The sequence below is a fragment of the Hymenobacter wooponensis genome (assembly GCF_004745865.1).
Lineage (GTDB): Bacteria > Bacteroidota > Bacteroidia > Cytophagales > Hymenobacteraceae > Hymenobacter > Hymenobacter wooponensis.
On the sequence record NZ_SRKZ01000001.1, the window covers coordinates 861,525 to 876,329 of the forward strand.

The 14,805-nt window shown below is 52.3% G+C and carries 17 protein-coding genes and 2 tRNA genes; 8 read left to right on the forward strand and 11 right to left on the reverse strand.

The genetic code is table 11. The features are described 5' to 3' along the window. The first annotated feature begins 97 nt into the window (after window positions 1–97). From EU557_RS03600 to EU557_RS03625, 6 genes are all read left to right on the forward strand, one after another. The gene (locus EU557_RS03600; RefSeq protein WP_135529034.1) at window positions 98–583 is read left to right on the forward strand and encodes a hypothetical protein; all 486 of its coding nucleotides are present in this window, start codon (window positions 98–100) and stop codon (window positions 581–583) included. A 5-nt stretch (window positions 584–588) separates the two neighbouring features. Next, entirely contained in the window at window positions 589–1,053 is a 465-nt protein-coding gene (locus tag EU557_RS03605) for a hypothetical protein (RefSeq protein WP_135529035.1), read from the forward strand. Window positions 1,054–1,154: 101 nt separating this feature from the next. Then, on the forward strand, window positions 1,155–1,748 hold the full coding sequence (locus EU557_RS03610; protein ID WP_135529036.1) for a hypothetical protein: 594 nt from the start codon (window positions 1,155–1,157) through the stop codon (window positions 1,746–1,748). 1 nt (window position 1,749) lies between these two features. Further along, the gene (locus tag EU557_RS03615; protein ID WP_135529037.1) at window positions 1,750–2,361 is read left to right on the forward strand and encodes a hypothetical protein; all 612 of its coding nucleotides are present in this window, start codon (window positions 1,750–1,752) and stop codon (window positions 2,359–2,361) included. Between the two features lie 295 nt (window positions 2,362–2,656). Continuing rightward, window positions 2,657–2,911 carry a hypothetical protein gene (locus EU557_RS03620; protein WP_135529038.1) on the forward strand — a complete coding sequence of 85 codons (255 nt, stop codon included), beginning with the start codon at window positions 2,657–2,659 and terminating at the stop codon, window positions 2,909–2,911. A 336-nt stretch (window positions 2,912–3,247) separates the two neighbouring features. After that, a complete protein-coding gene (locus EU557_RS03625) occupies window positions 3,248–3,673 on the forward strand; it encodes a hypothetical protein (RefSeq protein ID WP_135529039.1) in 426 nt (141 codons plus the stop codon). A 65-nt stretch (window positions 3,674–3,738) separates the two neighbouring features. Here EU557_RS03625 and EU557_RS03630 read toward each other — a convergent pair whose 3' ends face one another. The 9 genes from EU557_RS03630 to mltG form a co-directional block, all read right to left on the reverse strand. After that, window positions 3,739–4,632 (reverse strand): NAD-dependent epimerase/dehydratase family protein, encoded by an 894-nt coding sequence (locus EU557_RS03630; RefSeq protein ID WP_135529040.1) that lies wholly within the window; start codon window positions 4,630–4,632, stop codon window positions 3,739–3,741. A 26-nt stretch (window positions 4,633–4,658) separates the two neighbouring features. Beyond that, window positions 4,659–5,402, reverse strand: coding sequence for a hypothetical protein (locus EU557_RS03635; protein WP_135529041.1), 744 nt, complete (start codon window positions 5,400–5,402; stop codon window positions 4,659–4,661). A 457-nt stretch (window positions 5,403–5,859) separates the two neighbouring features. Further along, window positions 5,860–6,081, reverse strand: coding sequence for a hypothetical protein (locus EU557_RS03640; RefSeq protein ID WP_135529042.1), 222 nt, complete (start codon window positions 6,079–6,081; stop codon window positions 5,860–5,862). Window positions 6,082–6,227: 146 nt separating this feature from the next. Then, window positions 6,228–7,571, reverse strand: a complete 1,344-nt coding sequence (locus EU557_RS03645) for a site-specific integrase (RefSeq protein ID WP_210115974.1) — start codon at window positions 7,569–7,571, stop codon at window positions 6,228–6,230. Between the two features lie 227 nt (window positions 7,572–7,798). Continuing rightward, window positions 7,799–7,883: transfer RNA gene (locus EU557_RS03650), tRNA-Ser, on the reverse strand. A gap of 76 nt (window positions 7,884–7,959) precedes the next feature. After that, a tRNA-Ser gene (locus tag EU557_RS03655) sits at window positions 7,960–8,046 on the reverse strand. 131 nt (window positions 8,047–8,177) lie between these two features. Beyond that, window positions 8,178–9,122 (reverse strand): YihY/virulence factor BrkB family protein, encoded by a 945-nt coding sequence (locus EU557_RS03660; protein ID WP_135529044.1) that lies wholly within the window; start codon window positions 9,120–9,122, stop codon window positions 8,178–8,180. Between the two features lie 205 nt (window positions 9,123–9,327). Continuing rightward, the gene (locus EU557_RS03665; protein WP_135529045.1) at window positions 9,328–9,840 is read right to left on the reverse strand and encodes an acyl-CoA thioesterase; all 513 of its coding nucleotides are present in this window, start codon (window positions 9,838–9,840) and stop codon (window positions 9,328–9,330) included. An 88-nt stretch (window positions 9,841–9,928) separates the two neighbouring features. Further along, window positions 9,929–11,002 carry an endolytic transglycosylase MltG gene (gene mltG / locus EU557_RS03670; RefSeq protein ID WP_135529046.1) on the reverse strand — a complete coding sequence of 358 codons (1,074 nt, stop codon included), beginning with the start codon at window positions 11,000–11,002 and terminating at the stop codon, window positions 9,929–9,931. Window positions 11,003–11,413: 411 nt separating this feature from the next. Here mltG and EU557_RS03675 point away from each other — a divergent pair, with 411 nt between their 5' ends. After that, window positions 11,414–12,043, forward strand: a complete 630-nt coding sequence (locus EU557_RS03675; RefSeq protein WP_135529047.1) for an L-threonylcarbamoyladenylate synthase — start codon at window positions 11,414–11,416, stop codon at window positions 12,041–12,043. 78 nt (window positions 12,044–12,121) lie between these two features. Here EU557_RS03675 and EU557_RS03680 read toward each other — a convergent pair whose 3' ends face one another. Both EU557_RS03680 and EU557_RS03685 read right to left on the reverse strand, forming a co-directional pair. After that, the gene (locus tag EU557_RS03680; protein ID WP_281062597.1) at window positions 12,122–12,982 is read right to left on the reverse strand and encodes a lysophospholipid acyltransferase family protein; all 861 of its coding nucleotides are present in this window, start codon (window positions 12,980–12,982) and stop codon (window positions 12,122–12,124) included. Window positions 12,983–13,053: 71 nt separating this feature from the next. Continuing rightward, complete coding sequence (locus EU557_RS03685) at window positions 13,054–13,929, reverse strand: hypothetical protein (protein ID WP_135529048.1); 876 nt, start codon at window positions 13,927–13,929, stop codon at window positions 13,054–13,056. A gap of 116 nt (window positions 13,930–14,045) precedes the next feature. On the opposite strand from EU557_RS03685, the gene EU557_RS03690 reads away from it, so the two are divergent. Continuing rightward, window positions 14,046–14,783 (forward strand): WbqC family protein, encoded by a 738-nt coding sequence (locus tag EU557_RS03690; RefSeq protein ID WP_245326154.1) that lies wholly within the window; start codon window positions 14,046–14,048, stop codon window positions 14,781–14,783. Window positions 14,784–14,805 lie beyond the last annotated feature (22 nt).

The window sequence follows — 14,805 nt, forward strand, 5'->3', positions numbered from 1 at the left end:
TCTCTACCTGGTACGCTCGGCACTGCTACGGTGGTGCTGAGCAAGTAGCCCGCTTGCCTCTCGCTTCTCTGTGCCCGTCTGACCAACGCCTAGCACCATGACCTATTCGATCTGCCTACCACGCTACACCCCTCGCTACCCGCTGCTCTGGCCTCCGCCCAGCTGGCAACAGGTGGTAGCTGGCTTACCTCTTCTCCCAACCCCGTTTCTAGCTGCCTGTATCGCCGTGCTTCCTACTTATACCCTCTCTGTTGTGCTGCTGGATGCTGCGTTGGCCGTGCCGAACGTGGTAGTGGGGGGATTCATCACCGTGAGCTTGGCTTTCGTGCTGTGGTTTATTAACCGCAACCAGGCCACGACGGACGCCACGAATAAGGATACGAAGGAAGCGGTGCTGGCCCTGACCAAGCTGGTCACGGAAATGCGCATGGAGCGCAAGGAAGATCGGGTTGTCGTCGATTACCTGAAAGAGCGGCAGGATAAGCTGGAAGAAGAAAATGAAGTCCTACGCAAAAGCGTGCATGCCTTCGATGTCTTCATCGAAGTGCAGAAGGCTAGTGGAAAATTCAAACCCAATTCTTAATACATATGCAATCCTCTCTTTTCAAGCGCCTCATCAGCTCACTACGTAGCAACTGGCTCACCTTTCTGATTTTCTTCACCATTGGCCTCGGCGTGCTCTATGGCCAGCAGGTATTGCTGCAGGTAACGGCTGCCCTCAACGGCGTAGACCTGCACCAGGTAGCGCAGAAAGCACCCGACAACATGACCAGCGCCGAGGTTGATACCGTGAAGCAGGCTAGTGGCTGGGTGCCAGCGGGCACCGGGAGCAAGTTCCTTTTTGCCGCTGGGTACTTCTTTCTGTTTATAGGCCTCGTATGGCTGGCTCAGAGCATCACAGCAAAGCCTGCCAAGCGATGGGCGAAGAAATACTATGCCCGCGAGTTCGGCTACCTAAGCGGGTACGAACGGTTCAAGGAATACCAGCAAGGCCGCTGGCAGCTCATTGCCTTGGCCTGCGCTTCCATCATTGCGGCTGCGCTTATTGTATAACAAAAAAATAGCGCCATTGCATCTGGTTGAAAATGCTTTTAGTGACCACTGAAGGCCTTTTTAACAAAAAAAATGCGCGGCTGCATTTTATGACAAGTGATATGACAACAAGAGTGCACCACCGCTTTATCTGGCGCGTGCTAGGCTTCTGGCTGTTCTACTCCTTGGTGGCAGTGTGGGCTGCTCAAGCCCAAACCAGCCGGGCATTACAGGCCCAGAACGCCGCCTGTACAACCCAATGGCTCACCGCTAACCTCTGGATACGGGAGGCCACCGGCCGCAACGATGGCCCAGCAGTTACCCGAATTATTCTGGAAAACGGCGGGGTACGCGGCAACGAGTGGTGCGGCTTCACCCAGGCCGAAGCACAAAAGCGCTGCGGGCTTCCGAGGCCGAAAGGTGCTGGCGGCTCCTATAACTGGTTCCTCGACTCCAAGCGCAACGTGCTCAAGGGCAAGGTGGGCAGCTTTGACAGTGTACAGGTAGGCCACAAGATTGGCATTTACTCTGCCAGCCGGGGGCGCATTGCGCACATTACGGCCTGCGTGGAGTTGGCCCGAGCCGTGCGCAAGGGTCGGCCCGCGCGCGGGGCTTGGTGTATAGGTGGTAATGAGGGGCGGGGTACTAATGCCGGTATGCACCGCACGTTTTACGCTGCCACCGACATCTACGCGGCGGCTAACTGGAATTACTGAGATGAAGCATTATCTACTCTTATCCGTCATGCTGAGCGTAACGGCCTGCGCGCTACCCAAGGGCACTGCAGCTCCCGGGCAGGAGCCCGTTGATGTGGCCTTGTCCCAGCTAGACTACCAGCGCGACCAGCCGCATAAAGCAGCCAATTATTTGGAAAGTAATATTTCCAACCCCTCATCTGACTTGGGCAAAGAACACAGTTCGAACATCGCTGCAAAACCTGCTTCATTAGCTCCAATCAAAGAGAAGGGTTTTCTTAAATCAGCAGTTTCGAAAGTAGCCTCGGTGTTTGCTTCATCGGGAAAGTTCAAGAACAAAGGCACCATAATCATTCAAGAAGGCACAGGCAACACCGCGGCTGTGCCCTCGAAGACCGAAGCCCCCGTGCAGCTGGGCCAGCAGAACAAAGCCACCGACAACCGCGAAGCCGGCGCCGATGGTGGGGCCGCTGGCATCGGCAAGGGCAACACACCTTCGGTTAGTGTAAAGGAGGTAGGCCCGCCTTGGTACGTGTACGCCGTGCTGGTGCTGGCCAGTGCTACGGGCGGCTGGATACTTCGCAATCATGCCAGCAAGTGGGCCTGGGTACCGGCCCGCTGGAAGCTGGCCTAATAGAATCGTAGGCGGTGTTCACTTGGTGGTGGCCACTGCCTACGGTAACCCGAATGGCTGCGCAGCCATGCCGAGGTTTGTATCGGAGGGAAGCCGGGACTGCAGCCCGGCTTCTTCGATTAAATGATTTTATCTAATAAGAAGTATAACTAATAAAAGTCATCGAATTTGAGGACTTTCTCTACCTTGCAGCCCTCCCCCAATTCCATAACGACAAACGAAAGCCCTGGCTACCCCAAGTAGTTCAGGGCTTTTACTTTATCTGTGTGAAGAAGATTCTCTTTAGATTAGCAGAATGGAAGATATAACTCAGGATACCCCGCTAGATCAGTTTATCGCTTCTGTCACTCCAGCAATTCAAGCTTACTTTGAATCAGAAGGCTTGGGCAGTGATGCTTCGATAGAAGCAGAAGGCAGAGCAAAAGCGTTCGGTCAGTCGCTCCAAGCCGTAGTAGCCTCTCGCCAGCAGCGTACTGAGAAAGCTCCCAGTATCTTCGATAACGGCACCTATTTTTCCATCGACGAAAATAATCAGGCTAGAATCTACTAGTAGCCTTTCTGTTAATAAAAAAGCCCCATCTACTGTAGTAGGTGGGGCTTTTTTATTATCGAGAGTTTCTTCTAGCGGCGCACCACGGTAGCGGTGCCAAGTGTGCCAGGAAGTAGCATAGTAGTAGGTGTTAAAGGTGATACCTATCCACGTTTACGCATAAGGTTACTTGAGTGTTACCTATAATCATAACAATAATTAATATAAACTTTTAGGTAATTATTAGGTTGTTCTGTCCCTTGCCTAGGTGTATATATAAACTTTCCTAGAGCTATTTTAATTATATTAACAGTGAGGTAGATTCATGATATACAATCATTTAACCCACTCACTATCATGGCACACACCTCTACTTTCGCCCTCACCATGCTACTAGCTGGCACCCTGCTGACCTCGGCTTGTGACAAGCAATCCGACGTAGCTCCCAGCCAGCCAAGCGCCAAGGCCACTAAAGCTATCCTGCTGCCTGGTCAACTCAGCCCCGTTGCTATTGGGCAATACTGGAATCATGGTCCAGAGGTAACTGGCCTACAGTGTTATGCCCCAGCAAAACTGGTCTCATCCCGCATCACTGATAACGTGCAGGTGGACACCTATGAAGGAAAGGTAGTGGACTGCATCCCAGCTGAGCGGCTGGTATACAACACCACCTATACCGTGCAAACGCAGCCAGAACTGGCCGTAATACGCTGCCATACCGTAACCGAAACGGATGGCACAATCACGATACGGGCTAATTACAACATGAATGCTAGCCGGTAGAGGCCATTACACGGCAGCAAAAAGACCTGTACCACAATGTGGCACAGGTCTTTTTGCTGCCGTGGCTACGCCAAATATTCCGCTACTGCTTGCTGCAGCGTGATAGTAGCACCAGGCCACTCGGGTATTTCCCGGCTGATCTTCTCGCCGCTGAGCAGCAGCACCTTCATGTCATCATCTCGGCGGGTAGAGGTGCCGAGGCAGGTGCTGGCATCCTGACCGAATGCTTGAAAGATGGTGTGGATAAGGTCCGCGACCTTCACCAGTGGCGCCCGTCCTACGGTGTAGAGGCCCGGTGTATAATCTCCTTCCGCTAGTAAGCGGCACAGGGCCACAATATCTAAGGCATGGATATACTGCCGCTCCTGCTGGCCTGAGCCAAGTGTTACCTCTTCGCCGTTGGCTAGGGAGCGCACTAGGTATGGCACTAACCGGCTGCTCTCCCGGTCTTTCGCCCCAAGCATGGCCGGCAGCACCAAGTGGTAGGCTTTTATTTTCAGCGGTGTTTCTCCAATGAACCGGGTAAGGATGCGCTTGGAGGCTGTGTAATTGTTAGCAGAAGGCCGCGTAGAATGCACGAGGCTTTCCTCTGTTACCGGTTCGGGGCTATCCGTGGCGCCTATTTCGAAGCTCGTACCAAAGCTGATCCACTTGCCCGGCCATCCTGCGTCTTCTAGCTCAGTCAGCAAACGAAGAGGCAGCAGCGCATTGATAGCGTAGCCCATGGCGTTGCTTTCGCCCTTAGCCGACTGGACACCGGCACCAGCTGTGTAAAAGATGCACTCTGCCTGCATCAGTTGCTCAGTAGAGGGTAGGGAATCCGGATAGTTAAAGTAGTGAAACGCATGCTGGTGGCCAGCTGAACGCCGCCCAAACAAGATCAATTCGTGCTGAGGGGCTAGGCCTTCAATCAGGTATTCCGCTAGTAGGCTGTTAGAGCCAATAATGGCGATGGTCATATAAGTATCTAAACAGGAAGTTATGCTTACACTGGTCGCCCATTGTACCCAGTATATCTTTCAGAGGTGTTAAAAGAAGTATTCAGCCTATGCATACTCCCATATGCCTTGCCAGAACCAATACTGTCTTTAGTAACACCGGGATGTTTTAACACTACATTTTCAGACAGTCTTTTATTGTCTTGATTATTTGAATAAACGGCCTCAAGGTTAGGTTGATTACTTAATTCGATGCCTTTAAAAAAGTGGTTGCCAGCAACATCAAGACAATGAAGCGTGAATTTGATGCTAAACTGGGCGTTCTGTGGTGTTTGTATATAACACAGTCTTTCCTCATCAACAGCAAACGAGTGTGAGGAACCCTTAAAGAATATAGGGGAGCAATTCAGCATCCCATTGATTACTAAGTATTCGAAGCAAATGTCATTTGCAGCTGCATTGAGTGACTTGATTCTATAAGTATATTCATCAACGCTATTAGCAGTATTTTTCTCAACAAATGAGAATTCAACGAAAGGTCTTATTTCTCTCGCTGCTCTATTAGACTCTATTCTAAATAACTCAAACTGGGATTTATTCACAGCAGCTTGAGCTTGAAGCGACTTAACAACAAAGAATATCCCAACGACAGAAGCTCCGAAACTGAGCCAATCAGTTAAAGAAGTGTCTTTTAAAATTGGTTCTGAGCCTAATGCTGGCCTAGTAATTAAAAAGGCAATGACACAAATTGCCATAACGGAAAAGCACACCAATGCTTCTTTAACAGACATATACTAATCAATCTAAAACGAACTCCAAGCTGACCTTAATTCGTCTTCAAAGTACACATCCCAGTACTCATTATCCAACCGGTACACGGGCCTGCGTATCCGGTCATCACACAGCAGCGAGCCGCGCCACGTCACTTGCCATGCGATCTGCGGGTCACTCTTCACCCGCACCACATTGCGCAGGTCGTACTGGTAGCGAACAAAGGGAGGCATTTAAAAAGCACTCTTAGTCCCTACGTACCGCCAAGGTGCATGCAGTGAGTCGCGTTCAAACATCATGTGGCATACGGAGATAGACTGGTCGAGCATCTCGTCTCCTGTGGATTCACGCCACCGCTGCACATGATCTTCCTCGTCTAGTAGGGTGACTTCAGCATGCAGATCTTTTAAGTACGTGCTCGCTTCTAGCCGCTGTAAGGCCTGGGCTATTTTCTCTGGACTGGGCGTAATCATAAGCTTAGCGTTTGCGCTGGCGGCGTGCATCTAGCTGTTCTCGGCACCACACTATAGCCTCAAATGCTTCTGCTGTAAGCACTACAACGGAAAACCATATACGATTCCGAATAATCTGGTTATCAACTGTATCAATAAACCCTTCTGCCCGCATCTTCTCTGCCTCCTTTGGGTCAATCAAGCGGGTGAAGTGCATCTGATATTCTCCGGCTGGAGTAACTATCATGGCAATCCGCCGATTGTGTAATCGTCGTTGCACCCCTCGCATATATTGGGTGTTCTCTGGCAACAGCATTCCGATAGGCATGGCTAATTATTTTGGCTTTTCACAATCTTACTAACAAAGCTAGCAAAAGCCAAAACGTACGCTACTTACCCCATCGAGTCAAAACCAGCATCCCCTGTGGCAGCTGGCCCAGCCTTGTGCCACTGCTCAGGCGTGGCGGGCGTCCAGTCTACACCATCCGTTCCCGTTGCTGCCCCTCCCCTATCCAGCCGCATGGGTGCAATATCTAGTGGGCTTGTACGCGGGGTGCCGAATACGCGCTCGATATCCTCGGCAATTGTACGGTCCAAGATGCGCGCGTATATTTTCTCGGTGATACGGATACTCTTGTGGCCTAGGATTTTGCTTACTACCTCCATCCGGACGCCCGCATTGAGCAGCAGCACGCCGGCGGTCTTCCGCCCAATGTGCGTGGTAAGCCGCTCGACAGATAGTCCGCAGATAGCCGCTACCTCTTTTAAGTGCACATTGTACTTGGCATTGCTGCGCACGGGTAGCTGCTGGTCGCACAAGGTCAGGATGCGTTCGGCCTCGGGCAGCAATGGTACCAAGCACTCATAGGAATCCATCATCGTGGATTTTTGCCGGGTAATGCGCAGCCACCGCCGGCCATCCGTGCCGCGCTCAATATCCCGAGGCAAGCGCAGGTTACATAAGTCAGCGTAGGCCAGGCCAGTCCAGCACTGAAATACGAAGCACCACGCGGCAGAGCGCAGGGCCTGGAGCTGAAATGGGTAATAGCTGATGCGGCCCAGCTCCTCGGTATCGAGAAACACTAGCTCCTTATCCTTGCCCTTCCGGAACTCATAGCCGTTCATCGGGTTGGCCCGCAGAATTTCCCGACGCACACCCCAGAGCAGTACCTGCTGCACCGCCCCCAGGGACTTCTGCGCGTAGTCGTGGCCATTGTGCTCAGCAACCCGGTGCCAATGCACGTAGGCATCACAGTAATTCAGCGTAAAGCTCTCGGGCCGCAGCGTCAATTCACCCCGCGCTTTCAGAAACTTCGCTAGGGCCCGGCGCCGGGTGCGGTCAACGCCCAAGGTAGTGGCTGAAATCTCGGTGCCTACCAGCCCGGTCCGCTCCTCAATGAAGGCATCGAATAATTCCAGCAGGCTGAGCCGGCTGCCCGTTGATTCCTTATAGCGCTTCACCAGGCCTGCGGCCGTGAAGTTGATCTTGTCACGGTTGTACTCGCTGCGGTAGCCTTCGAAGACGTTGCGAATTCTGGTCAGCTCATTGTTGCCGAGCTGGGCCGACTCGGTGCGACCCTTTAGCACTTGCCCGCCGGGGTTCCAATTCTTTGAGAACACTTTAACGGAGGTGGCGAACGGGAGAGCTTCTACCTTATCAACAGTCACGCGGCAATAGAGCGTACCCTCCCGGTCGGGGTGGCGCACATTCTTGCGCAGGATGAAACGAACGAACATAGTACTTGCCATAGCCAATCGTGTTACTAAACTGATTGGCAATTTTACTAAGCTTATTGGAGGAAGGATACACAATTGGAGGCTGTGTAACCGTAAGTTCTGCGTGTACATGAATAGGTACACGAATTCTACACGCCCCTATTTGTCCAAAAACGCCGTTTCCAGCGCGCTAAGGGCAAAAAAGAAGCCCCGACAGTGGCTGTCGGGGCTGCTAAGAAACTAAGATGCAGAGGAGGAGGGATTCGAACCCCCGGAAGTTTAACCTTCAACGGTTTTCAAGACCGCCGCAATCGACCACTCTGCCACTCCTCTAATAAGATGTTATACCCAATTATACAGTTCACGGTTTGAACTGGCAAGACTTTTCTGGGTAAGAAAAAGTCTTCTGCAGAGAGGGGGGGATTCGAACCCCCGATACCGTTGCCGGTATAACGGATTTCGAATCCGTCGCATTCGACCACTCTGCCACCTCTCTGTGACCCCAAATGAGCGGTTTGGGATGGCAAAAGTAGCAGGCGGCTTCGCTTAGTGCAAGCCTCTAGGCCACATTTTTCATAATTTCTGATGCTCAACGCCGCTAAAATTCAGGCACCGGTTCATTGTCAACTACTTACCTAACTTCAACCTACCGGTCACTGCATCAATGCTTACGTTGATTTCAAACCCGAGAATCAAGGTCATACACACGAAGTCAAGCCAAACCATAAAGCCTACCAGCGTGCCGATGGAGCCATAGAAGTGGTTATAGCTGTCGAAGATCTTGACGTAGAGAATAAAGAGAAAGGACACTAAGAAGATCAGCAGAGTAGCCACCACTGCACCGGTAGAGATAAAGGGCCACTTATCATGAACCGGGGGCACGTAGTAATATACCAAACAGGTAGTGAGCAGGAACAAGCCTACCACGGAGCCGTAGCGCAACAGCGCAATGAGTTGGTCGGTCATGGCCTCAGGCACGATTTCATGATACACTAAGGCGTCGATGATATAGGTTCCGAAGAAGATGCTGGCTACTGAAAACAGCAGCACCGAGGACAACACAATGGTAAGCAAGGTGGCAATTACTCGTTTGCGAACGTAGGTGCGCTTCTTGAAGGAAGGATACTTCTTTTCAAAAGCATCGAGCAATGCCATAATACCATTGGAACTCAGCACCAGTGCCATGGCGAAACCGAAGGAGAGCAACCCTCCGTGCGGAATGTTCACGATATCCTCGATTGTACCCGAAACGGCCACGTACATCTCCTGCGGAATTAAATCAGACAGGAACTGGAGGATGTCGAGGTTCAGGTTAGGGATATGGATGTAGGGAATGAGCGTGAACAGGAAGATGATGGTGGGGAAAATGGCAATTGTGAAGTTGAATGCCATGTAGCTGGCCCGTTTGGTCAGGCCATCCAGCTTAATCTCCTGCAGCATTCTATCTACTACATCATAGACGGAAGCTTTGCCATCGTGAAAGCGGAGCCGCTTCAGAAAAACAATAAACCGGCGGTAGCTACGCCGGCGGCGCACATCTGGCAGATGGTAACGGCGGACGGGCAGACGCATGCGATACAATAAGTAAGTGGCCTAGCAGAGGCAGTTTGAGCTAAACAGGGAAGTATGAATTACCTGACTTTTCTAGAACACTACCGAAGCCCAGAGAGGTCCCTACTTCATAGTTAGAACAGTTTACTACTGCAGTTCAGCTAATCAGAACTATCATCAGACTCACCTAGCCCCTATGCTCCTCTCCCATATTGGCTCCGGTTGCTTATGCTCCCTTGGGCTCATTTCCCTTGAGAAAAGCAGCTGGAGCAGGCGCATTTTCGGGTAATTTCTCCGCCGGCGGTGTAAGAGGGCCTGCGGTTTCATCATCGCTGAAATAGGGGGCTAGCTTCTCTTGAATACTGGCTGGAATGGGCACAGGCCGGCCAGTGGCCATACTCACAAACACCATCAGTGTGTGGCCTTCCGTGAGTAGCTCCTGAGACTCATTATAGATTTCGTACTCGAAGAGCACGCGCGTACCATCGGCAGGCTGCTTTAGCAGTAAGCGTACTGTCAGCAGGTCATCGTAGCGGGCAGGGCGCCGAAAGCGGGTTCTAATCTCGCCCACGGGCATCCCTACCCCATCGGCCTCCATATCCTTATACCGGATACCCAACTGACGGAAAGCCTCAGTGCGGGCTACCTCGAAGTACGCGGCATAGTTGCCGTGATAGACGTAGCCCATCTGATCAGTTTCGGCGTACCGTACCCGAATTTGCGTGTCTTGTGCGTACATAAGTCAGTAAGGAGTTTAGGGTATCAGGGGCAGTTACTTGGGGTTGATTACTTTACTGCAACGCCCAATGGGTAACCGACAGCTGAATTTACTTCATGATTCCGGCGCGGCTCAGGGCGGCTTGGTAGCGCCGGGCATTCACTAGGTGCTCCTGCTCATTGCGAGCAAAGGCATGATAACCGCTGAAGTCATCCTTGGCGCAGAAATACAGGTAATCGTGGCTTTCCGGGTTCAGCACAGCATCAATGCTGGCAATGCTGGGCAAATTGATAGGGCCAGGAGGCAGGCCTGCGTACTTATAGGTATTGTAGGGTGAGTCTTTAGCAAGGTGCACATTGAGCACGCGTTTGATGGTGAAGTCGCGGTTAGCGTACACCACGGTGGGGTCGGCTTGCAGCTTCATGCCGCGCTTGAGGCGATTAAGGTAGACGCCTGCCACGCGGGGGCGCTCATCGGCGTGCTGCTGCTGCTCAGCTTCTACAATGCTGGCCAAGGTGCTCACCTGAGCACGAGTGAGGCCTAGCTTCTCGCGCTTGGCGTCGCGGGCGGACGTCCAGAACTTCTGGTACTCCTTCTTCATGCGCTGCATGAGGTTGTCGGCGGAAGTATTCCAGTAGAGCTCGTAGGTATTCGGGATGAACATCGACAGGATGCTGGTGGTGTCGAAGCCCAAGCTCTTAGTATAGCTAGGGCTGCTCAGCAGCGAGTCGAACTGGTGCGGACGGGCATCGATTGCAGTGCTCAGCTTGCGAGCCAGATCCTCGCGCAGCCGGATGTTCTGGAACGTAAGCTTCAAGGGCGACTGGCGGCCCGTGCGCAGGTTGTTTATCAACTCGCGGTTGGTGTAGCCGTCTTTCAGCTCGTAGCGGCCGGGCTTCACTAGCTTCTCGTACTTCATCAGGCGCGCCACAAAGTGCAGAGAAAGCTTATCCACGATTACGCCACTGGCGTCAATGGAATCAAGCACTGCTTTGGCCGTCTCGCCTTTCCGCACCAGCACATACGTAGGGCGGCCCTTGGTTTCTACGTTCGGCGTGAAGAAAACCTGGTAGAAATAATAGGAGAACGTAATGAGAATCAGCCCAAGAATGCCGGTAACGTAGGCAAACCGGTTTCGCCGCCGCGTGGCGTTGGCTTTATAATCGATGCGGGTTTTGGCCATATGGCAAGTAAGAATCAGTAAGTACAGGGGGCACTTCCATTTCCGGGTAGGCCACTTGGCACCGTAGAAATGGATTTGGCTGCCAAAAGTACGGGTTATCCGTGGCTATGCCGCAGGGTGAGGTTTGCCAATTACCAGTAGGCTTCGCAGCCCACCTACACGCCCCGGAGTTGCTGTACTCTCATTCTAGGCCTGCTATTTTACTAGCTGCTGGAGGAAATCATTACCTGGTCCCAGAAACTGCTGTTACTCTTCTGTAGGCCAGTTCCCTTGATTTCTTGCGTGGCCTAGCGCAACTCAACCTGCATTTTTATCGAAAAGAGTAGCAGGTTACTTTCTCACCTTGTACATTGACCGCCCCCGATGCCCGCCGGCATTGGGCTTGGTGTTTCCCCAAATCCAGATTCAACCATGGCTGCTACGCTGCTTCGCATTCACCCCGATAACCCGCCTCAAAACCGCCTGCTACAGGCCGTAGAAGTGCTTCGCAACGGCGGAGTTATCATCTACCCAACCGACACTGTGTATGGCTTGGGCTGTGACATTCACAATGCGAAAGCGGTAGAAAAACTCTGCCGGATTAAAGGCATCCACCCCGATAAGGCAAATCTGTCGTTTATCTGCGCCGACCTTTCTCACATCAGCGACTACGCGCACGGTATCACTACGCCGGTCTATAAAGTGCTGAAGAAGGCGTTGCCTGGCCCTTTCACTTTCATCTTTGAGGCTAGCGCCAAGGCCCCTCGGTACGGCGGAGTGAAGCGCAAAACCGTGGGCATTAGGGTTCCTGACAATCAGATCTGCGTAAGCTTAGTGCGGGAGTTGGGCAACCCTATTGTCAGCACCTCAATTCACGATGATGATACTTTAATTGAGTACAGCACCGACCCAGACCTCATTTATGAGAAATACCGCTCCCTGGTAGATCTGGTGATTGATGGTGGCTTTGGCAACAACGTGGCTAGCACGGTTGTCGACTGCACGAATGAGGACTTCGATATCATCCGCCAAGGCGCTGGTGATATCGAGCAGTACCTCTAAACCTACTTCTATGCTAGTCATAGAAAACAGAAGAGGCCTGGCAGTTGCTAGGCCTCTTCTGTTTTAAATCGGGGTTGGTCAGTTAGCAATAGGTGCAACGGGGCGTTTGTGTTTCCAGCGCCTGTGAGTCCAGAGATAAGCAACGGGGTTTTCGCGAATAGTCTGCTCCAGGTGCTGCACAAATGACTCCGTTATGGGGTAACTATCAGGAGGAATTGGCGTGCTCCCGTCGTAAAGGTCACTTAGCACCACTTCGTAATGCCCGCGCCGCACTCGGTGAATGCTTACGTACACTACAGGGCAGTTAAACCGAGTAGCTAGTCGCTCAGCACTGGTATAAAACCCCGCCTCCTGATGCATAAAGGTTGTCCAGTACGGCCGATCCTCGGGGCCTGCTGCCTGATCTGACAACAGACTTATCACTCTGGTTTCGCCTTTCCGCTTTATCATGTCGCGCAGGGTATCGCGCATGGGAATTAGGCCAGCTCCGGTGCGGGTCCGCAGCCGGTACATATAGTTTTCAAAGAAGACGTTGCTCAGCGGCTTGTATACCCCATCAACGTGGGCCGATAACCATACCGCTCCTGAGGTCAATACCCACTCCCAGTTGCCCGCATGCGACGACAGGCCTAGCACCGTGCGCCCCTTAGCAAAATGCCGCTCCAGCACTTCCGGGTTTCGAAAAATCACTCGCCGCCTAAGCTCTTCACCAGATAAGGTTGCGAGTTTCAGTGTTTCCACTATCACTTGAGAAAAGTGCAGGTAGAACTGCTGCGCCAAGCGCGCAATTTCAGTCTCTGATTTTTCAGGAAAAGACTTGCGCAGGTTCTGCACTACTACCCGGTGGCGGTAACGCACCACGTAGGCCAGTAGCAGATAAAACCCGTAGGCCACTCCGTATAGTACTGACAAAGGCAAACTAGCAATAGCCAGCAGCACCCACTCTAGCGGGCGATAGTACCAAGGAAAGGCAGCGCCAGATGGGCGAGCAGAGGAACTAGTAAAATTCATTAGGGCATAACGGCCCCGGCCGGAGCATAATCAGCCGGATTGTAGCGCAGTTTAGCCGTTTGCGAGGAAAGCACCTGGCTTTTGGCATTGCGAAGTTCAACGGTTAGCACATACTCTCCCGCTGGTAACTTGGTCAGATCTAGCTGGCCTAGCACGGGCGTAGGGCGACCCTCTAGGCCAGTAATTGGGCTAGTTGCTGAGGCAGCATCTTTGGCGCCGCCTACAGTGCGCACTCGGTACCGAACGGTAAGCGGCTGCCCAATAGGCGCATTGTACAGCTCGGCGTAGAAATTAAGCTTCTCTGCCCCTCTTGAATAAAAGCCCCCTGGGGTACGCGTGAGGCTATAGCCGTTCCGAATGAAATTATTGGCTTCTGCTACGGTGCGGCTAGCAGGTTTGGCCAGCATTACCACACTGCTAAGGGTAGGCTTGGTTGCCGTTGTCTTGACTATAAGCGGCAAATCGGTGATGCTGGCGGTACCAGCCCGGTACTGGTCGCGCACCTGTCCGCGCAACGTGTAAGTGCCATCTGGCAGCACAATGCGCTTTTGAAAGCTGATCGGGTTCTTAATAGCTGCCGTTGTGTCACGTAGCACTGGCGGCTTCAAAGTCACCGTTTCCTGATACGCCGCACTGCCATCGGGCCGGATAACTTCTAAGGTTACGGTAGCCGCGGCCTGAAACATCTTGGGTCCCCGGCGCATGTAGGTGAGAGCCTGCCCCGACACGGTAGCATAAATTTCTACTACTCCGCCTTTTACTACTTGGTCTTCATTACGAAAGCAGGCCACGTCCAGCAAGAGCTGCGGCGGAGCGGCAGCCTGCGTTAGCAGAGCAGTTAATATCAGGAGAAGAGTAAGAAACGTACGCATCATGTCAGCTTGTCGGGGTAAAGGTAGAGGGTTGGCTGCAAAAGATTACCGGCAGGATAATGGTTCAGGCATATCTGCGCCTCCTGACTGGCCTAGCACTACCCTAGTTTTAGTGTGCCATGCAGGAACTGAAAGTGCCATACCCGACGCCACTACAGTTTGAAACGCGGCTCAGTTTCATAGCTTGTAGCCAACACCAAACTTTTTCCAGCATGTTGCTTGTTTCTGAATCACAGTACCACCCTCCCCTCGCCTTTTTTAGTCAGTTGCTGGGAGCCCAAGAACTGTGGCTGGAAACCCAAGAACATTACCGGAAGCAAACATACCGAAACCGTTGCCTTATTCTCACGGCGCAGGGTGTAAAGCCCCTTACTGTACCAGTGGTAGATGGCAACCGTAGCGAAAAAGTCCTTACTTCTACCATTGAAATTGATTACCGTCAGAACTGGATACATCAGCACTGGCGCACGCTGCAAACCGCTTATGGTGGCACACCGTATTTTGAATATTACGCCGACTATCTGCACGATATTTACGTAGAGAAACCACAGCTTCTTTTTGAGCTTAATCTGGCTTTCCTGCGCTTTTACCTGCGGTGTCTGCGCTTACCCCTCCCAATCCATCTTACCACCGAATACCTCCCCTCCTATTCTGCTGCTCCGCTGCCTACTTCAACAGGTACCGTTTGGCAGGATCGGCGGGATTGGCTGACACCAAAAGCCCGGGAGAATGCCAAACCTGACAGGACGTCGGTTCGGCCCTACTCTCAGACGTTTGGTAAAGATTTTGTACCGGGACTCAGCATCTTAGACCTGCTCTTTATGCAGGGACCGGCCGCCGGCAGTTTTCTTGCGTAGTGTAACTGTCGCCCCCGAACCT